This window comes from Phycisphaerae bacterium (genome assembly GCA_018003015.1).
Lineage (GTDB): Bacteria > Planctomycetota > Phycisphaerae > UBA1845 > PWPN01 > JAGNEZ01.
Window position 1 is genome coordinate 1 of record JAGNEZ010000067.1, and the last position, 21,463, is coordinate 21,463.

The following is a 21,463-nucleotide window of genomic DNA, read 5'->3' on the forward strand; positions in this document are numbered from 1 at the left end:
GGCCATCGGCAGACTCCTTTCGCAAGAGACTCTCGCCGCTCCATACGGCATACTTGCGAAAGGTATACACGATGCCAATCGATCGCGCCAGACCTCCCAGCTTACCTATCTATGCGCGCTGGCCCTGCGGACGACTGCGGATCACGGGCTTCCTCGCGGAAAACGAGGGTATGGCCGGTCTTTCCGTGCAGTTCAATCCCTACGATGCCGTGCGCATTGACCTGAAAGACTCGATCTTTCGCGACTGCGCCCTCAAGGAGCCCTTCTTCCCGCCGCTCTATGTGCAAGGTCTCGACGCGAAAGACCTCCCGGTCGGCAACCTCCACTTCGAAAACCTCACGGTGAAGGACGACCGCGACCGTCCGATCCTCAAGATCCGTGACCGAAAAGGCAACGGAATCAAGGCCATTACCGGGGAAATCATCCTCGAACGCAACGGACAACGCAAATCCATCGTCATAGACGACGCCTGGCTGGAAATGATGCGCGAATGAGCGCGGGTTGTGACAGCGTCTCACACGCGATCGCGGAGTGAAACAGATTCCGAACACGTCTGGTCGCTGGTACATCACGTCCCTGGCGTCCTTGTGGGTGGAGCGTATCCCCTGCATCATCGAATCCTGTCGTGAGGGGACAAGTCGTTGCATGTGCGGATTGACTTCTGGCTGTTTCTTTCACTGGGCAGGAGGGCTGCGGAGTGCGATGGCGTTCCTGGCTGCCGCGACGGAAGAACACGCCGCGGCCTTGCGGCTTGGGAAACGCACCGGTCGCTCCATGGTGAAGTTCTTCCGCAGGAGCGGCGCGGCTTGGACCGGGGCTGAGGTGGGCGATCTGTCCATAGGAGATTCCGAGAACGGAGGCGACCCGTACGCCGAGCAGGCGTGGCCATCCGAGGCGAAGACCACGCTCAACGGGACTCTGGCAGCAATGCCAGTGGGGCAGCGACCATCATGGCGATCGCACGTCTTTTGATTAACCGCCGGCGGTGCTTTGCTCTTGTCGGCAGCTTCGTTCCCGGGTACTCTGGCTATTGTGTCGGTCAACTCTCACACCCCCATCCCGTCTCGCGGGGAAGGAACGACAGATGCGAAGACGTGATCTGCTGAAGACCGGGTCCGGAGCCGCCCTTGGCCTTTGGGCCGCATCTTCCTTGTCTGCCGCCGCGACCGAGGAGCCGAACAGGAAGCGTGGAAAGAAGAGAATCCTCTATTTCACCAAGAGCGTGGGCTACGAACACTCCGTGGTCCAGCGTCGGGGCGGCGAACTCAGTCATTCCGAGCGGGTGCTCACCGAGATGGGCAAGCGCAGCGGATTCGAGGTCGTCTGCACCAAAGACGGCGAAGTCTTCGATCAGGACCTCGACCGTTACGATGCCGTCGCGTTCTATACGGCCGGCGACCTTACCCAGGCGGGACCAGATGGCGGGCGACCCATGACCCGGGCGGGAAAGGGCAAGCTCCTTGATTTCATCTCCGGCGGTAGGGGTTTCATCGGATTCCACGCCTGTACGGACAGCTTCCGTTCTACCGAGGGAAAGGATGGCAAGCGATCCGAGACCGACCCTTACATCGCCATGCTCGGCGGCGAGTTTGTCACTCACGGCGAGCAGCAAGAGGCTTCCTTGTTCATCGCCGATCGCTTCCCGGGCATCCGAGGATTGGGCTGCGCCGAGGCTTTCTCTTTTCATGAGGAATGGTACACGCTCCGCAACTTCGCCCGGGACTTGCACGTGATTCTGGTGCAGGAAACCCGGCACATGCACGGCGAGTGCTACCAGCGGCCGCCGTATCCCTGCACCTGGGCCCGACTGCACGGGAAAGGCCGAGTGTTTTACACCTCGTTGGGACACCGCGAGGACATCTGGACCGACCCGTTCTTTCAGGCCGTCGCCCTGGGCGGGATTGGCTGGGCGTTGGGCGATATCAAGGCCGAAGTGAAACCCAATTTCAACGAGGTGACCCCGAGGGCCAATGAGTTGACCGGCCCTCCGGCTTGATCCTCGACGAAGAAGACCAATGGAATCCAATCAGGTTTCGCGACGCGAGTTTGTGCAAGGTGCGGCGGCAACTGCGGCGGGGATGGCCGTCGGCGCCGGTCTCATGGCGTCGGCCGATCGGGCGGTCGCTGGTCCGGCCACAGCTCCCGCCCCTGATCCGCGCAAGACGCGCGGCTACAACGAGAACATGGAATACCGCCGCCTGGGACGAACCGGACTCATGCTTTCGGCCGTCAGCATGGGTGGCCACTGGAAGCGCATCCCGTTCGGCGAGGACAGCGAGGATTTCAGGAAGAACCGACGCGAGGTCATCAGCGCTGCGCTCGATCACGGCATCAACTACATTGACGCCTGCTGGTCCGGAGAGGTGATGGTATACGCCGAGGCGCTGGGCCGGAGACGCGATCGGATCTTCTTCGGATTCGACTGGCAGGGCGGGCGCGATCCGCAAATCACCGGTTCGCTGGAGAGGATGAAACAGCAGCTCGACGAAGGGCTCAAGACGGCCAGGCTCGAGTATGTGGACATCTGGCGGGTGACGCTTCGCGAACAGGCGACGCGCAACACCGAGCGGGAGATCGAGACCGTCGCCGCCGCCCTCGAATGGGGCAAAAAGACGGGCAAGGCCCGGGCCACGGGCATTTCAACACACCATCGGGCGTGGATCGCCGAAGCCGTGAGCAAGTACCCGTCGTTCGAAGTGATCATCACCCCCTATTCCGCAGGCAGCAAGGAGAAGCCCGTTGGCAGCATGTTCGACGCGATGCGCAAGCACGATGTGGGCTTGATCGGCATCAAGCCCTTCGCCGGCGGTTCGTTGTTTGGATCCGGGGGCACACCGGATTCGCCTACCAAGCAGGAAGACGATGAGCGAGCTCGCATGGCGATTCGCTACGTGCTCTGCAACGATGTGTTGACCGCCGCGATTCCCGGCTTGATCACCGTGGACCAGGTCATGAACGTAGCGGCGGCGATCCAGGAACGACGGCAGTTCGATCGGGCTGAGGCAGCGCGTTACGAAACGCTCACCGACCGCATGTGGGCCGATCTGCCGGATGACTACCAGTGGCTGCGGCAATGGGAGTGGGTCTAGGTCCGTCCGCACAAAATGGCATGTGGGCTCCAAGGCAGCGTCGTGTGCCACCCGATCCGAGGACACCGATCGCACAGGTGGCGAGGGCTTCGCCCTGATCGGAGTCAACTCGCTTCTGCGGTGGTTCCGCTGATCGCCTCGGCCGTCCGGAAGGGGCCGGTCGATTCGAGTCGCGGGCCCAGCCGGGAGGCAGATGAAGTCGGGCTGGCTACGATCGGTTGCGAGGATCTTGCCCAAGAACGAATCCGAGGGTGACGTTCAGAAGGGGATTCTATGAGCAGCCGTCACGTGATCTTCAGTCTGGTCGTTCTCTCCACGTCGATCGTCACAGCCGCACCTTCGACAGGAACGATCCAGGTTCGCGCGATCAAGCCCGGCCCGCGCATCGATCCGCGACTCTACGGCATTTTCCTCGAGGAGATCAATCACGGCGTCGACGGCGGGCTGTATGCGGAATTGATCCGCAACCGGGCGTTCGAGGATGCCAAGCCGCCAGAGGGCTTCGTTCTCAAGGAGGGCCGCTGGGTGGACGGCCAGGGCAACGACGGCATGGGGTATGACGCGGGTTTCCCCCACGCCGCCGACAGTCTGCCGTACTGGTCGCTCGTCCAAGAGGGCGCCGCCAAGGGTGCCATGCGTCTCGACATGGAGCGGCCGCTGAACGATGTCACGCCTCGATGCCTGCGACTTCAGATCGAGGCAGTAGGCGATGGCCGGCTGTGCGTGGCCAACGAAGGCTACTGGGGTATTGCGGCGAAGGAGAGAGAGCAATATCACTTGTCGCTCTATGCCCGCTGCGCCGAGGGTTTCTCCGGCCCCCTGACCGCTACACTGGAAGACGCCGGCGGCACGGCCTGCACCACGCCAGTCCGGATCACCGGAATCGGTGCGGACTGGAAACAGTTCAAGGTCACGCTCACCGCGACTCGCACCGAGCCGAAATGCCGTTTCGCTCTGGCCGCGGGCTCCAAGGGAGTCCTGTGGCTTGATTTCGTGTCCCTCTTCCCAGCGAAGCTCTTCAAGGACCGTTCGAATGGACTGCGGCCGGACCTGGCCCAGATGCTGGCCGATCTGAAGCCGGGTTTTGTGCGATTTCCCGGAGGGTGCGTGGTCGAGGGCGGTACAGTTCCAACCGCGTACAACTGGAAGGACACCATCGGCCCTCTCGAACGGCGAGTCGAAAAGTGGAACGTTTGGAACTACCGCCGGACCCACGGCATGGGATTTCTCGAGTATCTGCAGTTCTGCGAGGACATCGGAGCCGAACCTCTGCACGTTGGCTTTGCGGGCCAGACCTGCCTGTTTCGCTTTGCCGAGCACGTTCCGATGAACGAAATGGGCTGGGTCCGCGACAACTTCCTTGATGCGATCGAATACGCCAACGGTGACGCGTCCACAAAATGGGGCGAGCTCCGCGCTGACCATGGCCGCGAGAGGCCCTTTAGCCTCAAGATGGTTGAAATCGGCAATGAGAACGGGATGAAGGAGTTTCCCGAGCGTTACCGCTTTATCCAGCCCGCGGTCAAGGCGCGCTATCCAGGCATGCTGTGCATTGCCGACCTCTCGTGGATCGGTCGCGATCTCATGGAGGGCGCGAAGTTCGACATAGAGGATAACCACTTCTACAACAATCCGAACTGGTTCATGTCCAACCAGGACCTGTACACCAGGCGTGACCGCAAACTCCCGCCGGTCTACGTCGGCGAGGTCGCGGTGACCTCAGAGGAGGGTGGCCCCGACAAGGGCAACCTGCTTGCCGCACTGGCGGAAGGCGCCTTCCTGATGGGCTGCGAGCGAAACGCCGACGTGGTCAAGATGGTGTCCTATGCGCCGCTGCTGGCCCATGTCAACGGCCGCACCGACTGGCACGGCATGATCTACTTCGACAGTGCCCGCTGCTGCGGCACGGCTTCGTATCACCTGTGGAAGCTCTTTGCCCTCAACCGGCCGGACCACAGCCTTGAGACCGTGGTGGACTTCCGCCCCTCCAGTCAGCCGTCGATCACCGGCGCCGTCGGGGTGGGCACGTGGGACACGGCTGCGGAATACCGGGACGTCCGGGTGGAGAAGGACGGCAAGCCGCTTTACGCCTCGGCCTTCACGCAGAACGCTGACGGCTGGAAGCCGGATGGCGGTAGGTGGGCGGTGGCCGAGAACTCATGGCAACAGTCGGATCCGGTGGTCGGCATGAGCTACCTCGGCGATGAAAGCTGGAGCGACTACACGCTGACCCTCAAGGCCAGAAAGCTGCGCGGGGCCGAAGGCTTCTTGGTCCTGTTCGGTCGCAAAGGCGACGAGCAGTACTGGTGGAACCTCGGCGGTTGGGGCAATCACGAGCACGGCATCGAGTTGAACCGTTCCCCTGTCGGGCGACACGTTCCAGGTACCATCGAGACCGGCCGCTGGTATGACATCAAGGTGGAGCTGAAAGGCCGGCAGATTCGCTGCTACCTGGATGGCAAGTTGATCCACGACGAGGCCGCGCCGAGCACGGATCGCTTCTTCGCCCTGGCGGGCCATGATAAGAAAGCCGGCGAGCTGGTAATCAAGGTGATCAATACCTCCCCGGGCCCAGTCGCGACGACGCTCAAGATCGCCGGGGCCGGCTCGATCAGTCCTAGCGGGCGGGCGACTGTACTGCGGTCAGCTCGACTCGACGACAACAACTCGCTTGATCAGCCCGTCAGGGTGGCTCCTTCGACCAAGACGATTGAAGGCACAAGCGACACGTTTGCCCATGAGTTTCCACCATTCTCGTTGACCATTCTCAGGATCCAGGTCGGTCACGACGAGGAGAATCGCTAAGATGACATCGCGGCCACACATGAAGGGCTTCGTGGCAATGCTCCTCATCACCATGCCGGCAGCAGCTCAAGCCGGAATGGGACTTCATCAGCAAGAGGATTCTGCTGACCCTGCCGGAAGGAGGTTCCGCCCGCATCGACAGTGTCGAGGTGCTACGAGGCGAGCTCAAAGCACCCCTCACTCGCGCGCACCTTGGAGCGCACTCGACAGGTAGCGTGTTCCTCCGGCTCGGCGAGGCCAACTCGCCAACAAAGGCCGGAGCATTCCTGGCGCTTTAGAACCCATTCCTGAAATGGGAGCGGTCGGGCTCTCGGGGGGTGGCGATGGATACCAGCGGCGTCGCATTCCAGGTTGTCTATATCTCCTGGACACGGCCGCCGCGGCCTACGATCTGGCATCGGCCAAGAACATGGATGCGATCGTGATTGGCAGCCGAGGCGCCACCTTGCCAGCCATTGCCCTGCTCGAAGCCACCACGGAGAGGGTCTGGCTGAACGCCCCCGGCCAGGGCTCGTCGTCAAACGCAAAGGAGAGACCTTCTGGTTCCTTGACGCTGTCCTTGAGACGTTCCAGGTTTCCGTCTGAAGGGGACCATTCTCCCGGCCCCGAGCACAGCATGTCCCACATGACGTTCGGCGCTTGTCGAGCACGCGCCCGCGTATAAGATACGCAAGAGAGGAATCCGAGCCATGGAATCACTCATCGGCAAACACTGGCACCATCTACCAGCGAACGAAGTGCTTGATCTCCTCGAGACGGGTCCCGATAAGGGGCTCGATCTGTTCACCGTCAAGCGCCGCCAAGACCACTTCGGCCCCAATGCCGTCACGGCACGCAAGGGCACCGGCCCCCTGCTCCGTTTTCTCCTGCAGTTTCATCAGCCCCTCGTGCACGTCCTGCTGGCGGCTGCTGTCATCACCGCTGCCTTGAAAGAGGTCGTCGACGCGGGTGTCATCGCGGGCGTGGTGTTGGTCAACGCGATTGTGGGCTTCATCCAGGAGTCGAAGGCGGCCAAAGCCATCGAGGCGCTTGCCAAGACCATGGTTACCGAGGCGACGGTTATTCGCGGTGGCCGGCGGCTTCGCGTTTCCTCGGTGGAACTCATACCGGGCGACATCGTGCTGCTCCAGTCCGGTGATAAGGTGCCGGCGGATATTCGTCTCCTCCAATGCCGTGACCTTCAGATTGACGAATCCATCCTGACGGGGGAATCGGTACCCGTGCACAAGACAGCGGATGGCCTCGAACACGACGTTCCTCTTGCCGATCGCATCAACATGGCCTATTCATCCTGCCTCGTGACCTACGGTCAGGGCACGGGTGTCGTTGTGGCGATCGGCGACACGACGGAGGTCGGTCGCATCTCCGAGCTGATCCACGCCGCCCCAAGCCTGGCAACGCCCCTCACGCGAAAGATCGCCCGTTTCAGCCACGTGTTGATGTACGCCATACTGGGCCTGGCCCTGCTGACATTTGGTGTTGGCATCCTTCGCGGCGAGTCAGCCCTGTTGATGTTCAAGGCAGCCGTCGCATTGGCTGTTGGGGCCATCCCCGAGGGATTGCCCGCTGTGGTGACGATAACCCTGGCCATAGGCGTGTCCCGCATGGCAAGACGACGCGCCGTCATTCGCAAGCTCCCGGCCGTAGAGACCCTCGGCAGTACCACCGTCATCTGCTCCGACAAGACCGGAACGCTCACGGAGAACCAGATGACGGTGCGGGGAATTGCGGTTGGTGGCAGGACGCTGCAGGTGACAGGTGCCGGCTACGCCCCGGATGGACAGATTGTCGAAGGAAAGGCGGCAGTGGACATCTCGTCCAACGCGGCCCTCCGGGAATGCCTGATGGCAGGGCTGCTGTGCAACGATGCCATCCTCGTGAACAAAGAGGAACGCTGGAGCGTTCAGGGCGATCCGACCGAGGCGGCCCTGCTCGTCGCCGCGGGAAAGGGAGGTTTGTCGCGCGAGGTCCTGAACGAACAGCTTCCGCGTCTCGACGTTGTACCCTTCGAGTCCGAGCACCAGTACATGGCCACGCTTCACCAGGGCGGCGTCGATCGACCATGCGTCGTATACCTCAAGGGGGCACTCGAAGTCGTGCTTCAACGCTGCCGGGAGGCAATGGATTCAACCGGCAAAACCGTTCCGCTCGATCGCGAGCAGGTGACGGCCACTGCCGCGCAACTGGCGGGGCAAGGTCTTCGGGTCCTCGCGTTCGCCCGAGGTGAACGGCCGACAGGGACGAAACACGTCGCTCACCGTGACCTTCGCGACGACATGACGTTCCTAGGCCTGCAGGGCATGATCGACCCGCCGCGAGCCGAGGCGATTGCGGCCGTGGCCAAGTGTCAGACTGCGGGCATCCGCGTCAAGATGATCACCGGTGACCACGCCTTGACGGCCGCGGCGATCGCCAAGCAGATCGGGATCGGTAGCGATTCGAAAGCCGGTGATGCCTTCCCGCGGGCGCTGACTGGCCCGGAACTGGCCGCCTGCTCGGATGAGCAGCTCATCGAGGTGGCGGATCAGACGGATGTGTTTGCCCGCGTCAGTCCAGAGCAGAAGCTGCGGCTTGTCGAGGGGCTGCAGGCCCGCGGCCAGATCGTTGCGATGACCGGCGACGGGGTGAACGACGCGCCGGCGCTCAAGCAGGCCAACATCGGAGTCGCTATGGGCATTAGCGGGACCGACGTCGCCAAGGAAGCGGCCGATATGGTGCTGACTGACGACAACTTCGCCTCTATCCAAGCCGCAGTCGAGGAAGGCCGTGGCGTGTTCGACAATCTCACGAAGTTCATCGCCTGGACATTGCCCACCAATATGGGCGAAGGCCTGATCATTCTCGCGGCCGTGTTCGTGGGTACGGCGCTGCCGATCCTGCCCGTTCAGATCCTCTGGATTAACATGACGACGGCTGTGCTCCTGGGCTTGATGCTGGCCTTCGAGCCTAAAGAACCCGGTATCATGGCACGTCCGCCTCGTGAGCCGAGCCGGCCGATCATCACGGCGGACGTGGCGATCCGCATGTTCCTGATCGCCGGCGTCATGCTGATCGGCGGATTCGGCATCTTCAAGTGGGAGCTTCATCGTGGCCTCGGCGAGGCGGCAGCCCGGACGGCTGCGGTGAACGTCTTCGTACTCGTTGAGATGTTCTACCTGTTCAACTGTCGGTCACTTACACGGTCGGTCTTCGAAATCGGCCTGTTCTCCAACCGCTGGATCCCGGTCGGGGTGATCTCGATGCTGCTTCTCCAACTGGCGTTCACCTACCTGCCGGCCATGAATCGGCTCTTCCACAGTGCGCCCGTGGGTGTGGTTACCTGGTTGGAGGCCGTCGCCATTGCCCTGGCGGGCTCCGCCCTCGTCGCCGCTCAGAAGCGAATGTCGCGCCCCAGGGTGGCGACGGCCGTCGCGCCGGGATCCGGTTCCGAGGTGTAGCCAGATGTGCAGGAAACCCGGTCCGCCGGGGTTGCGCGGAGTGCGGTGCCGACACGACGAGGAATACGCCACATGATCACGAGAGGGCATCGTTCGATCCCAGGGGAAACGTCAGTCTGTATCAGGGCATGATCCTGCCGGGGGCGAAGACTCAAGGCAAGCGTCAAACACTGACCAGCCAAGCCAGGCATGCACAGGCGACGAGGCCCGCGCTTGCCAGAACCAGGGCTATTCCCCGACGGCGAGCGAGGCTCAACCCCAAAGCCATGCCGGTCACCGACGATAGGAACAGCACGACGGCGGCCACATCGATGGCCACCCTCCAGGCGGCGCTCGTTCCGTGGCCACGGTGCAGATCGGCCACAATTCCGAGGACTCCGGCCGAGTCAGTATTGACTTCGATCATGCCGCTACTGCGGTCGATCGTGGCCTCGGAATATGTGCCCGGCCGCTCGAACACGATCCGGATGCGGGCGTCCTCGACCTCGAACGTATCCACCGTTCCGGTCAGTCCGAGCTGCCGCCGCAGTTCCTGGAGTATCTCCGCTTGAGGAGCGGCTTTCGCCAACTCGGCCGGCAGTGCACCCGTAGCCGTCCTGGTTTCCGTCTCATCCAGCCCCAGCTGCTCCCGGTGGTTCAACAGAATGCCGGTCACGGCGAACAGGCACATGAGCCCGAAGCCGAGCATGGTCAGGTAGACATGCAACCAGCGAATCGGCGAGATCAGTCGTTGCAGGTTCATTTCTCGTCGGCGTCCCGCCCGTAGGTGAGCGTGACGTCCGCCACCTCGGCATTGCCCCTGATTACCGTAGAGGCACGTCGGTCTCGGCAGTCGATGCTGCCCCGCATGGTGACATGACCACCCCGCTCTCGATTGACCTCGATGCAGACGGAATAGGTCCCCAGCGGGACGGGTTTAGCCTGGTCATCGGTCAGCAGCCAGGAAAGGCTATACGCGCCGGCCGGCCGCGTGGCCCGCGAGATGGACTCCACCAGCCGAGGGTTCTGCCGGGCGATCTTCCACCAAGTGGTCAGGGTCTTCTGGTACTCCCGCTTATGGCCCCAGACGGCCACGGTGGCCACGGGTTTACCGGCCGAGTCCTCGATCCAAACGGCCACGTAAGGCCGCATGTATCGGCCGCGCGCGGGGCGAAGGAGCTGCAAGTCGATAACCAGTTCCTTTCTGACCGGGTCTGCGGCCGGGAGAGTTGCCGGCCGGCTGGCCGGTGCCGCGGACGCTTCCAGTGCCGCCCAGCCCGGACTGCGATGTTCCTTCCCGTTGGCGGTTACGATGAGGCCTTCCACCCCCTGAACGCCGGCCAGGAGTCTCAGGCCTTCCGCCGGTGGGAGTACGTTCAGGCAGGTCGCCAGGACATCCGCGGTCATCGCGTCCGAGGCCACCGCGGTGGCACTGATGATCGCTTCCGCCGGCTGACCGGATCGCGGGTCGATGATGTGGGAGTAGTGTCGTTCTGCGACGCGATAGCCGCGGGCATAGGGGCCACTGGTCGCAATGCCTTGGTTCCTCAAACGCACTCGCACGAGGGGAGCTGCATTGTCCTGGCGATGCCGAGGATTGGCCACGCCGACCACCCAGGGCGTCTCCGAAGAAGGCGAAGCGCTGCCCCAGGCATACAGATCGCCGCCGATGTTCAGGAGGATGCCGGCCGCGTTCGGGCAGGCCTTCCGGCCGGCGACCACCGCCTTCTCGATGATGTAGCCCTTCGCCAAGGCATCCACGGTAACCGCCTGCCTCGCCACGCGTCTGGCGCGCGACCCGGTCGCGTCCAATTCAAAGGCAGGCTTCTCGATCTGCCTGGCGATGGCGGCCAGCTGCTGCTCGGTTGGGAGTTGGCCGGTTCTTTCAGCCTCTCTCCACCGCATCGCCATGGCGCTCACCTGGATATTGAAAACGCCGCCGGAGCGCTGTTGCCATGCCTGGGCGGCCGCGAGGACTTCCGCGAGCTCCTTGGAGACCTTGACGTAGCCACCGGAACCGCTCAGCCTGCTGATCTCGCTGGCCGGCTCGTAAGTGCTCAGGATGCCCGCCAGCCTTTCGATCTCGTCGAGCACCGCCTTCTCGCAGGCTTGGGCGGTCTTGCGGTCGGCTGTCGCTACGGCCAGATCCATCGACGTGCCCAAGACCTGCTCCTGGTGGAACGTGAAGGTGGTCTCGGCAGACGGGAACCTATCGGTCCACTCCTCAGCTGGCTTCGCTCCAACAAGCCAGGGGACGGCCGACTTCGTCCGGGCAGCCTGCCCCTTCGTGGTCGCTGGAATGGCGAGGACGGCGGAGACGACCGCGACGGCCATGATCGACCGAAACGCACGAGCCCGCTGACGAGTGGCGGTCAACGCGAAATCCATGGAAACAGGCACTCCTCGACGCCGCGTCGGATCGGCTCCAATGTCCGATCCTGCGGGCATTATCGCCGGTCCACGAGCCTCCGCAACCCGGCCGGGTACCCGCATAGGGCGCTTTCCCGACATCCACCAGTTGCACTCGGCTGCACGGTCAGGCACAATAGCGAATACACGCGAGCGGCGGAACCGCCAGGAAGGTCGTGATTGGTTGGGTGCCCGTCTGATCAGCATCGTGGTGCCGGTCTACAACGAGCAGGACTCGCTGGAAACGCTGGTCGGTGAGATTCGCGAGGTCACCCAGGCCCTTGGGCTGAACATCGAGATCGTGTTCGTGGACGACGGGAGCCGGGATGCGAGCTGGGCAACCATTCAGCGTCTGGCCCAAGACGATCTGCGGCTCGGCGGGATCCGGTTTCGCCGCAACGCGGGCAAGGCCGCGGCCCTGATGGCCGGCTTCGCCTCGGCCCGAGGCGAGCTGGTCCTGACCATGGACGCCGACCTGCAGGATCCCCCTCAGGAGATACCTCGCCTGCTGGCCAAGCTGGACGAAGGTCTCGACGTGGTCAGCGGCTGGAAGCAGCGGCGGCTCGATCCCTGGCACAAGGTTTACCCCTCGCGGGTCTTCAACCGGGTGATCGGCCTGCTCACCGGCGTGCGGCTCCACGACCATGTCTGCGGGCTCAAGCTCTATCGCCGCGAGGTGCTGAACAACCTGCGGATCCACGGCGAACTGCACCGCTTCCTCGGTGTCCTGGCCGCCGCTCACGGCTACAAGGTCGCCGAGATTCCCACGCTGCACCGGGCCAGAACACGGGGCGTGGGCAAGTATGGCTTCTCGCGGTTTGCGAAGGGATTCCTTGATCTCATCACCGTGCTGGTCCTGACCCGATACCGCTGGCGACCCCAGCACCTCATCGGGGTAGCCGGGCTCTGGACAATTATCCTCAGCCCACTGCTGGCCCTGGCGGTCTGGATCCTGAATACGCGGTACCTTTCGCCGGCGGTGCTCGACGCCGTCCGGCTGGCCATGGCCGGGATCCTGGCCGGCGTGTTTCTGGCGGCCATCGGCTTGACGGCCGAGCTGGTCGTCGCCCAGCGACCGCCGGTCGGCCTGTACGAGGTGGCCGAGCGGACCGGCTGGTGCGTGACGTCCGCAGCTGCCTCCACGCTTGACCCGAAGACGCCGCCCGGTCACCATGGATGCTGACGCCGCGTTCGATCCCAACCGAATCCAAGGTGAACATGAGCGACTCGACACCCTCCGCTGAACTCGGGCCGCGGCCCCCAGCCCCGGCAACTCCTCCTCCGGCTGCTCCGCCGCTGGAGAGACCGATCCTGCGGCCGCCGTCAAACGCCCCGGACCTGAGCGCGCTGTTCCTGGTTCTTGCGGGGGCACTGATCATTGGCACCATCCTGCAGCAGCAGAAACTCGACTACTGTCCCAACGACGCCTCGCGATGGAACACCGTGTATTACCTGGTCAAGCACGGGACCTACGAGTACCTGCCCGACTATACCGTCTCCTGGACGAACGGAAGAGGCCGGACACTGGATCAGTTGCGGCCGGAGCCGGAGGACCTGGCGAAGCTGGAGCCGGAGGAGCGGCTCAAGGCCGAGAAGCTGCCCCTTCGCAAGGACTACCCCTTCAGAATCGGCCAGAAGTACTACAAGAACGCGAGTGAAGTGCCGCCCTTCTGGACCATCGACATGATCGCCTTCCGCGATAAGGACAAAGCGGAGGTTCACCACTACTACTCGAGCAAGCCCCCCATGCTACCCACCTGCCTGGCGGGCCTCGTGTGGGTGATGGAGAAGGCCAGCGGCGGCCGGATCGATTTCGCCACGACACCATGGTTCGTCATTCGCTCGACCCTCATCCTGGTCCAGGCCATCCCGTTCCTCATCATGGTGTGGCTCATCCGCCAGCACATCTACAGGCTGAACGAGTCACCCTTCGTCCGAGCCTTCTGCCTGGCGGCCGCCTCCCTGGGCACCTATCTCACCTCGTGGTCGGTCACGCTGAACAACCACGTGATCGCGGCCACAACCGGCATGATCGCCGTTCATGCCGCTCTCCGCATCTGGTACGACGGCCGGCGGCAGTGGTACTGGTTCGCCCTGGCCGGCTTCTTCTCAGCCTTCACCGCAGCAATCGAGCTCCCGGCAGGGTTGCTGGCCGTGAGCGTGTTCCTGGCCTTGCTGGCCAAGGACTGGCGGCGCACGCTGATCGCCGGTCTGTCGGCGGCACTGATTCCGGCAACGGCGGCCCTGGTCACCAACTACCTGGCCACCGGTTCCGTCATACCGGCCTACACGGAGAAGGGCATCTCCGGTGGCTGTTATGACTACCCGGGAAGCTATTGGCTCCAGCCTTCGGGTCTGGACGACCTCAAGGAGTCCAAGAGCGTGTACGTGATGCACATGCTCATCGGTCACCACGGCTTCTTCTTCCTAACGCCGATACTGCTGCTCAGCCTGGCAGGCATCGTCGGGCAGATTCTCCGGCCGGCTGCCCCGCGCCGAGCGATGGCCGCGTTCACGCTGGTCCTGACCGCGATCGTGACCGTAGTGTACGCCGTGCAGACCAGTGACTACGGCGGGACTTCTGAAGGCTTCCGCTGGATGTTCTGGGTCATTCCCTTCTGGCTGGTGTTTCTGCCGATGGGCGTAGCCCCGCTGGCCAACCTGCGAATCGGGCGGGGTTTGTGCTACCTGCTCCTGGCGGTTTCGGTGATGAGCGTCGGCTTTGCCCTGCGGACGCCTTGGGCCGACTCGTGGGCCCATCTGCTGTTCAGGCAGCTCAAGTGGATCCGCTACTGACCCGGCCCCGCAGCAGCTGAAGAACGTCCCGTCAATTCGCCGGGGCGGTTTCGGTTCGCGGATCCGGCGTGGCCTCGTTCTCGGCCTTGCGCTCAGCGGCCTGCAAGATCTCGATGAGGCCGGAGCGCACATCGAGCCGGCTGTCCTTGCCGGCCATCTGCCTGATCTGCGTGACATCGGCCGGCGTGCCGACCTTCACCAGGGCCCTGGCGGCCGCCAACGAGACGGACGAAGACTCGTCGACCAGACGTTCAAGGAGCGCCGCCCGTGCCGTCGCATACACCTCGGAAGCCCTGGTCGTGCAGAAACCCAGGGCCTCACAAGCCCACCTCCGGACAACCGTATCCTCGTCCTTCACCCCGGCCAGCAGCCGCTGCCCATCGGTAATCGGCGAGCCGCGCAAGGCCAGGGCCCGAAAGCATAGCCGGCGAACCTGGACCTCGGGATCGTCGCTGTGCCGCTCGATCAGGCCAACCTCCGCCGGCGCTGTTCCGAACGCAAATGCCAAGCAGGCCAGGCCCCGGCTTTCCGGACTGCGGTCCCCCAGGAGTCTCCGAAGCTCCGGCCCGTTGATCTGGGTGTAGCGATGAAACGACACCCCGCACCATGCGGTCAGGCTCTCGTCACTGTTGGCCTCGGCCTCGTTCAGCATGCTCAGCAGTTGACCCAAGGTGGTCTTGAGTTCCTCGATGCTCAGCGGTTTGCGGGCTTGCTGCTCGGCATCGATGCGACGGACGAGATCATCGGCCAGCGGCCGCCAGTAGCTCGTCGGCCAGCGGCGGACGCAGGACTTGGCTGCCACGGATGCCCCATCGGCATCGCCGCGCTGATAGGCCATGATGGCCTGGACCAGGTGGATGACCGCCTGGCGCTCGAGCGTCTGACGAACCGGGGGCAGCTGCCGGCGCGTGGTCCGCTGGTATGAGATCCGCAACGTCACCAGCCTGCCTCCCTCCGAGCTCGGTTGACGGCTGGCACCTTCGCCCACCAGCGAGATCAGTTCCTGATCCTGCGCGGACCAGATCAGCCGGGTCTGAGCCGAGAGCGGGCTGTCCGAGGCCCCGGCATCCTTCGCGTCGACGGTGGTGTTCATCAACAGAGTCACGCGGGTTTCGTTCTTGACGGACTCGATCTTCTCCACCCGAACACGTTGCCTGCAGCCCGCCGCCACCCAAGGCACATCCCGCTCCCATGTCTGCCCGACGACGACGGGATCCTCCGGCCAGGTGGCGACCTGGACCAGCGGCCACATCAGCTTTTTCATCGAGGTGGTCGCGGCGGGAAGCAGGTATTCAGCATGGCGAGGCGCCACCACCATGGTGCTGAGTAGGACGCGGGCAGGGGATGGGGCCAGTGGCGACACCGGCTGAGTGGTCATGGGCCGGGCGGCGGCAGGCTTGGAGGCCGCGGGAGGATCCAGCCCAACCGCCGAAGGAGAAGGCTTGTTCCTTGAGCCGGATGACTCGGGCCTGGCATCGGGGGTGGGCGTGCGGGGTGCGTTAGGCGTGGCCGGCCGGCTATCCGTGGCGGGTTCATCCAGCAGCTCGAGCATCTGAACACCCATCGCCATGCCGACGCGGCGATCCTTGAGCAGGACCCGGGTCAGCTTGGCAGAGAAGCTCTGCTGTTCAGCAACCACCTGCGGCTGGACCACCGGGCGGGAGGCCATCTCGACCCGGACGTCGTAGATTGCGAGGCTGCCGGGTTTCGCCTGGTGGCGGAGGCGAACGCCAGCCGATGGGCTCGCAGCATCCAGGGGCACGCCGTTCAGCAGCAGGGCCGCCGCGGTCGCGATGAATAGCCGGACGACCGATCCGTTCGCGGGACGCTGGCCCATCGCGAAGAAAGGCCGTGAGAACCGTTCCCGCTCGGCGAGCTCATTTTCGCTTCGCGGATCGGCCTTTGTTCGAGCGAGAAGGCTCGAGGTCAGGCGGAACATAAGGCACCGCCAGTGGTGAACGAATAGGCAGCCGATACATGGCCACCAGCCACAGGACGCCACAGGTCAACAACGCCAGACTCACAAACTGGGAGATCGTCAGGCCGGCCGTATCATGCGGATTGTCGATCCGGATGATCTCCTCGACGACCCGGCACAGCGGGTACAGCAGCAGGAGCCAGCCGAAAACGACGCCATGCCGTTTCCGGCGGTAGAAGATCGTGCTCAGCAGGATCGCGAGCAGGAGGCCGTCCATCGACGAGTAGAGCTGAACGGGGTGCACGCGCAGCGACTTATGCTCCGGCAGGCTCATCAGCCGCTGGTAATTGGCGAGGGCGGCGACCGCGGGGGTCTGATCCGGCTGCGAGGCCGCCTGCTTGGCCCTTGCCTTCTTCTGCAATTCCAGGAACTCGGGCAGCACCGGCACCATGGTCAATGGGTTCAGCGGATCCTGAATGAGAATCTCCTGCGGCAGGGTCATCAGTCGTTCTTCCCACTGCCGATACTGAGCCGGACTCCCGTACGGGAACTGCACACCCCACGCCATGTTCGGATCGCAGGGGGCACCCCAGCAGCAGCCATTCAAGAAACAGCCGATGCGCGCGGCGGCCATGCCGAACATCAGTGACGGTGTCACGATGTCCAGGTACAGGCGAATCGAGACCTTCCTAAGATGCATGTAGACTAGAATGGCGGCCACCGCCCCGAGGAACCCCCCGTAGAACTCCAGCCCGCCGGCGGCCACATTCACGATGTCCCACATTCCCCTGCCGGCGAACCGCTCCCAGTAGTGAGCCACATAGAAGATGCGGGCGCCGACGACGCTCGCGATCAAGGCCAGAAAGCCCAGGTTGACCACCAGGTCAGGATCCGCCTTGACCCGCGATGCCCGGTGCGCCGCCCACCAAGTCCCCCCCAGGAACGCAACCATCAACATGAGGCCGTAGCCACGGATCGGCAGCCCCAGCCACGGCAGATGAAACAACGTTGGACACATAGCCAAGGTAGTCTAGCAGATAGGCTCAGCGGGGTACAGGAGTCAGCAAGAAACCACCGGGACTCAGCCGCTTCGTTCCCCGATGACAAAGCCTTCGGTTTCGGCCAAAATGTCACCGTGGCCTGCTGTCGCGGCGGTGAGGCCGAGGCCATCCCCTCAGACTCGGAGGTGCAGACAATGCGGACCGGACTGATTCAAGAGGAGCTTCGTCGGATTGAAGTCGATGGCTGGCTGTTCTTCGACCACCACGAACGCGATCCGCTGGCGTATCGTGTGCTAGAGCTGACACCGCCCGCCCACGTCACGCGTCGGTGGTATTACTACGTGCCTGCCTGGGGCGAACCGCGCAAACTCGTTCACCGGATCGAGGCCGGTATGCTCGATCCGCTCCCCGGCGGCAAGATCCTCTACTCAAGCTGGAGCGAGCAGCATGCCGGATTGCGGTCGATCCTGGACGGTGCCAGGCGGGTGGCCATGCAGTACTCCCCGCTCTGCGGGATCCCGTATGTGGCCACCGTGGACGCAGGAACCATCGATCTGGTCCGGAGTCTAGGCGTCGAGGTGACCAGCTCGGCGGAGCTGATTCAGCTCTTCGAGGCCCGCTGGACACCCGCCATGCTCCAGATGCACCTGGAGGCCGGCAGGCAGGTCGACCGCATCCGGGCCGAGGCGTTCGAGTGGATCGGCCAGAGCACCCGCGCGGGCAGGCCAATCACCGAGTTCCTGGCCCAGCAATTCGTGGTGCAGCGCTTCGCCGACGCCGACCTTGTCACCGACGCACCGCCCATCGTCGCGGTCAACCAGAACGCCGCCAATCCGCACTATGAGCCGGTCGAGTCCCGCTGTGCGCCGATCCAGCGGAACGACCTCGTGCTGTTGGACCTGTGGGCGAAGCTCGGCGATCCTGATGCGGTGTTCTATGATGTCACCTGGATGGCCTTCTGCGGAAATGATCCCCCCGCCCGCGTCCAGGAGGTTTTTGAGGTCGTGACCGGTGCCCGGGATGCCGGCGTCCGTTTTGTGCAGGAGGCTGTGTCAGCCAAACGCCCCATCCGCGGCTTCGAGGTCGACGACGTCGTGCGCGGACACATCACCGCCAAGGGACTGGCAAGCTACTTCACCCATCGCACCGGCCATTCCATCGGACGCCAAGTGCACGGCAATGGCGCCAACATGGACAACCTGGAGACACATGACGACCGGCTGGTGATTCCGATGACCTGCTTCTCTGTCGAGCCGGGCATCTACCTGCCCGAGTTTGGCGTCCGTTCGGAGCTCAACCTGCTTGTGGAAGAGAAGTCCGCACGCGTGACCGGCGAGATTCAGGCCCAGCTGGTCATGGTATGAGCCTTAACCCTTCACGTGTCGGAAGGGCCTGTAGGTGGGGAGTTCCATGCCTATGATTACGCAAAACCGCGTGTCGGTCCGAGTGGGACGCCACGGGTTGATATGGCCAGTTGCCCGGCGCATTGTCGTCTGCCGCTGGGTGGTTATCGGCGCGGTCGCCGCGATGGGCGCACCGGCCGCGGCGCAGAGCCGGCCGGTCGACGCGGCACCAAGAGTCTATCGCGACCGCGTGGAGCCCCACTGGCTGACCGGCAACACGCAGTTCTGGTACGTCAACAAGTTGCGGGGTGGCGGACGGGAGTTCCTGTTCGTGGACGCGCGGCAAGGAAGCCGCCGCCCGGCGTTTGACCACGCGAAGGTGGCCGCCGCCCTGGCCAAGGCGATGGGCAAGCAGATCCAGGCCGATCGGCTGCCGATCGAATACCTGCAGTACTCGCCAGACGGCATCCTGCTGGTCAGTGGCGATCAGACCTGGCGGCTGGCGTTGGACGATTACACGCTGACCGAGGCCCCCCCTATCGAGCGTCCAGCCAACTCGCTGCCGGTTGGTGGTGGGCCGCGGGCCAGCGTTCGTACCGGGGCCCAGACCGAAATCGCTTTCGTTAACCGCACCGACGGTGCGGTCGACCTGTTCTGGCTCGATGCGGAGGGAGAGCGTCGCCCCTACGGTACCCTCAAGGCCGGCGAGCAGCATGCCCAACACACCTATGCAGGCCATGTCTGGCTGGTCGCGGACAAGACCGGCCGTCCGCTGGGCGTGTTCGAGGCCACCGAGGATCGAGCTACCGCCGTGGTGGACGGCAAGTCGCCGGCGACGCGTCCGACAACCCACGAACGACGTCGGTCTCGCCCGCGCAGAGCCGGGGCGGAGTCGTCCGACGGCCGGTGGACAGCGTTCATCAAGGACAACAATCTCTGGATTCGAGCCCGGGACGGCAGCGAGGAGCACGCCCTCAGCCAGGACGGCAGAGCCGAGGACGGGTACTCCTCGGACAGCGTCTGGTGGTCGCCGGATTCCCGCAAGATTGCGGCCATGCGCACGGAGAAGGCCCAGGAGCACAAGGTCCACATGATCGAGTCCTCGCCCAAGGACCAGCTCCAACCCAGGTTGCGGACGATCGACTACCTCAAGCCCGGGGATCGTATCGCCCGCCCCCGACCGCGCTTGTTCCACGTCGATTCGCGCAGGCAAGTCGAACTCGAGGATGAACAATACGCCAATCCCTGGAGTATCGAGGACGTTCGATGGGCGGCCGACTCCTCGCGGTTCACGTTTGTCTACAACCAGCGCGGACACCAGGTTCTGCGTGTTGTCGCAATCGAGGCGAGCACGGGCAAAGTCTGGCCGATCATCGAGGAGAAGAGCGAGACCTTCATCTGCTACTCGAACAACTACTTCTGCCAGTGGCTCAACGAAGGGGAGATGCTGTGGATGTCGGAGCGCGACGGCTGGAACCATCTCTGGCTCTACGACACCGCGACCGGGCGAGTGAAGAACCAGGTCACCAAGGGTGACTGGGTGGTGCAAGGCGTGGTCAAGGTCGATGCGGAGAAGCGGCAGGTTCTGTTCCGCGCCGGCGGCATCCGGCCAGGCCAGGACCCCTACTGCACGCACTTCGCCCGCGTGAATCTCGATGGGAGCGGTCTGACCGTACTGACCGAAGGCCATGGCCATCACAACGTGCAGTGGTCTCCGGGCGGCGAGTACTACATCGACTCCTGGTCTCGCGTGGACTGGCCGCCGGTCAGCGAACTGCGCCGCAGCGATACCGGTGCTCTGGTGTGTGTGTTGGAGCAGGCCGACGGCGGCGACGTGCTTTCCGCGCGTGGCGGGCGCTGGCCAGAGCGGTTCGTCGCCAAGGGTCGCGACGGCCGCACCGACATTCATGGAATCATTCTCTTCCCGCGCGATTTCGAGCCGGACCGGAAGTACCCGGTCGTCGAGAACATCTACGCTGGCCCGCAGGGTTTCTTCACCCCCAAGTCGTTCCAGACGCGGTACGGGCATCAGCAGCGGATCGCCGACCTGGGGATGATCGTGGTGCAATGCGACGGGATGGGCACGGCTGGTCGATCGAAAGCCTTTCATGACGTCTGCTGGCGGAATCTGCGTGACGCCGGGTTTCCCGACCGCATCGCGTGGATGAAAGCCGCGGCTACGAAGTTCCCCCAGATGGACCTGTCGCGGGTGGGGATCTACGGCGGATCGGCCGGCGGCCAGAACGCCATGGCCGCCCTGCTGTGGCACGGTGATTTCTACAAGGTCGCGGTGGCCGACTGCGGCTGCCATGACAATCGCATGGACAAGATCTGGTGGAACGAGCAGTGGATGGGATGGCCGGTAGGCAAGGAGTACGAGGACAACTCGAACGTGGTGAATGCCCACCTTTTGCAGGGCAAGCTGATGCTCATCGTGGGCGAACTGGACAGCAACGTCGACCCGGCGTCGACCATGCAGGTGGTCGGCGCTCTACAAAAGGCGGACAAGGACTTCGACCTGGTCATCATCACCGGCTCGAACCACGGTGCGGCGGAGACCCCGTACGGATCGCGCCGCAGGGCGGATTTCTTGGCCAAGCACCTGTTGGGGCGGTAGACGAAGACCGAGACCGATCGGGGACCTCGGGTCCCGCGGTTCAACTCGATCCGTCGCCGAGCCGAGGCC

At 63.8% G+C, this 21,463-nt stretch carries 14 protein-coding genes; 10 read left to right on the forward strand and 4 right to left on the reverse strand.

Annotated elements, in window-relative coordinates; all coding sequences use genetic code 11:
• Window positions 1–71 precede the first annotated feature (71 nt).
• The 6 genes from KA354_20870 (at window position 72) to KA354_20895 (ending at window position 9,331) form a co-directional block, all read left to right on the forward strand.
• Window positions 72–494, forward strand: a complete 423-nt coding sequence (locus KA354_20870) for a hypothetical protein (GenBank protein MBP7937105.1) — start codon at window positions 72–74, stop codon at window positions 492–494.
• Between the two features lie 208 nt (window positions 495–702).
• Window positions 703–972, forward strand: coding sequence for a hypothetical protein (locus KA354_20875; protein ID MBP7937106.1), 270 nt, complete (start codon window positions 703–705; stop codon window positions 970–972).
• A gap of 112 nt (window positions 973–1,084) precedes the next feature.
• Entirely contained in the window at window positions 1,085–1,996 is a 912-nt protein-coding gene (locus tag KA354_20880; protein MBP7937107.1) for a ThuA domain-containing protein, read from the forward strand.
• A 19-nt stretch (window positions 1,997–2,015) separates the two neighbouring features.
• A complete protein-coding gene (locus KA354_20885; protein MBP7937108.1) occupies window positions 2,016–3,089 on the forward strand; it encodes an aldo/keto reductase in 1,074 nt (357 codons plus the stop codon).
• Window positions 3,090–3,362: 273 nt separating this feature from the next.
• Window positions 3,363–5,894 carry a hypothetical protein gene (locus tag KA354_20890; GenBank protein ID MBP7937109.1) on the forward strand — a complete coding sequence of 844 codons (2,532 nt, stop codon included), beginning with the start codon at window positions 3,363–3,365 and terminating at the stop codon, window positions 5,892–5,894.
• A gap of 689 nt (window positions 5,895–6,583) precedes the next feature.
• Window positions 6,584–9,331 (forward strand): cation-transporting P-type ATPase, encoded by a 2,748-nt coding sequence (locus KA354_20895; GenBank protein ID MBP7937110.1) that lies wholly within the window; start codon window positions 6,584–6,586, stop codon window positions 9,329–9,331.
• A 163-nt stretch (window positions 9,332–9,494) separates the two neighbouring features.
• Here KA354_20895 and KA354_20900 read toward each other — a convergent pair whose 3' ends face one another.
• Both KA354_20900 and KA354_20905 read right to left on the reverse strand, forming a co-directional pair.
• Window positions 9,495–10,073, reverse strand: coding sequence for a PepSY-associated TM helix domain-containing protein (locus KA354_20900; protein ID MBP7937111.1), 579 nt, complete (start codon window positions 10,071–10,073; stop codon window positions 9,495–9,497).
• The gene (locus KA354_20905; GenBank protein MBP7937112.1) at window positions 10,070–11,698 is read right to left on the reverse strand and encodes a DUF2271 domain-containing protein; all 1,629 of its coding nucleotides are present in this window, start codon (window positions 11,696–11,698) and stop codon (window positions 10,070–10,072) included. The genes KA354_20900 and KA354_20905 overlap by 4 nt, the downstream gene beginning before the upstream one ends.
• A 40-nt stretch (window positions 11,699–11,738) precedes the next feature.
• Between KA354_20905 and KA354_20910 the strand changes: the two genes are divergently transcribed.
• Together KA354_20910 and KA354_20915 are read left to right on the forward strand one after the other, a co-directional pair.
• Window positions 11,739–12,902, forward strand: coding sequence for a glycosyltransferase family 2 protein (locus tag KA354_20910; protein ID MBP7937113.1), 1,164 nt, complete (start codon window positions 11,739–11,741; stop codon window positions 12,900–12,902).
• A 35-nt stretch (window positions 12,903–12,937) separates the two neighbouring features.
• Window positions 12,938–14,515 carry a hypothetical protein gene (locus tag KA354_20915; GenBank protein ID MBP7937114.1) on the forward strand — a complete coding sequence of 526 codons (1,578 nt, stop codon included), beginning with the start codon at window positions 12,938–12,940 and terminating at the stop codon, window positions 14,513–14,515.
• 31 nt (window positions 14,516–14,546) lie between these two features.
• Here KA354_20915 and KA354_20920 read toward each other — a convergent pair whose 3' ends face one another.
• Window positions 14,547–16,352 carry a HEAT repeat domain-containing protein gene (locus tag KA354_20920; protein MBP7937115.1) on the reverse strand — a complete coding sequence of 602 codons (1,806 nt, stop codon included), beginning with the start codon at window positions 16,350–16,352 and terminating at the stop codon, window positions 14,547–14,549.
• A 40-nt stretch (window positions 16,353–16,392) separates the two neighbouring features.
• The gene (locus KA354_20925) at window positions 16,393–17,451 is read right to left on the reverse strand and encodes a prolipoprotein diacylglyceryl transferase (GenBank protein MBP7937116.1); all 1,059 of its coding nucleotides are present in this window, start codon (window positions 17,449–17,451) and stop codon (window positions 16,393–16,395) included.
• Window positions 17,452–17,628: 177 nt separating this feature from the next.
• On the opposite strand from KA354_20925, the gene KA354_20930 reads away from it, so the two are divergent.
• Both KA354_20930 and KA354_20935 read left to right on the forward strand, forming a co-directional pair.
• Window positions 17,629–18,798, forward strand: a complete 1,170-nt coding sequence (locus tag KA354_20930) for an aminopeptidase P family protein (protein MBP7937117.1) — start codon at window positions 17,629–17,631, stop codon at window positions 18,796–18,798.
• Between the two features lie 628 nt (window positions 18,799–19,426).
• Window positions 19,427–21,394, forward strand: a complete 1,968-nt coding sequence (locus KA354_20935; GenBank protein ID MBP7937118.1) for a DPP IV N-terminal domain-containing protein — start codon at window positions 19,427–19,429, stop codon at window positions 21,392–21,394.
• The last annotated feature ends 69 nt before the right edge of the window (window positions 21,395–21,463 follow it).

Bases quoted from the DNA above. Each gene is read 5' to 3' on its own strand.
- KA354_20870 (MBP7937105.1), top strand. From the start codon at position 72: ATGCCAATCGATCGCGCCAGACCTCCCAGCTTACCTATCTATGCGCGC.
- KA354_20875 (MBP7937106.1), top strand. From the start codon at position 703: ATGGCGTTCCTGGCTGCCGCGACGGAAGAACACGCCGCGGCCTTGCGG.
- KA354_20880 (MBP7937107.1), top strand. From the start codon at position 1,085: ATGCGAAGACGTGATCTGCTGAAGACCGGGTCCGGAGCCGCCCTTGGC.
- KA354_20885 (MBP7937108.1), top strand. From the start codon at position 2,016: ATGGAATCCAATCAGGTTTCGCGACGCGAGTTTGTGCAAGGTGCGGCG.
- KA354_20890 (MBP7937109.1), top strand. From the start codon at position 3,363: ATGAGCAGCCGTCACGTGATCTTCAGTCTGGTCGTTCTCTCCACGTCG.
- KA354_20895 (MBP7937110.1), top strand. From the start codon at position 6,584: ATGGAATCACTCATCGGCAAACACTGGCACCATCTACCAGCGAACGAA.
- KA354_20900 (MBP7937111.1), bottom strand. From the start codon at position 10,073: ATGAACCTGCAACGACTGATCTCGCCGATTCGCTGGTTGCATGTCTAC.
- KA354_20905 (MBP7937112.1), bottom strand. From the start codon at position 11,698: ATGGATTTCGCGTTGACCGCCACTCGTCAGCGGGCTCGTGCGTTTCGG.
- KA354_20910 (MBP7937113.1), top strand. From the start codon at position 11,739: ATGTCCGATCCTGCGGGCATTATCGCCGGTCCACGAGCCTCCGCAACC.
- KA354_20915 (MBP7937114.1), top strand. From the start codon at position 12,938: ATGAGCGACTCGACACCCTCCGCTGAACTCGGGCCGCGGCCCCCAGCC.
- KA354_20920 (MBP7937115.1), bottom strand. From the start codon at position 16,352: ATGGGCCAGCGTCCCGCGAACGGATCGGTCGTCCGGCTATTCATCGCG.
- KA354_20925 (MBP7937116.1), bottom strand. From the start codon at position 17,451: ATGTGTCCAACGTTGTTTCATCTGCCGTGGCTGGGGCTGCCGATCCGT.
- KA354_20930 (MBP7937117.1), top strand. From the start codon at position 17,629: ATGCGGACCGGACTGATTCAAGAGGAGCTTCGTCGGATTGAAGTCGAT.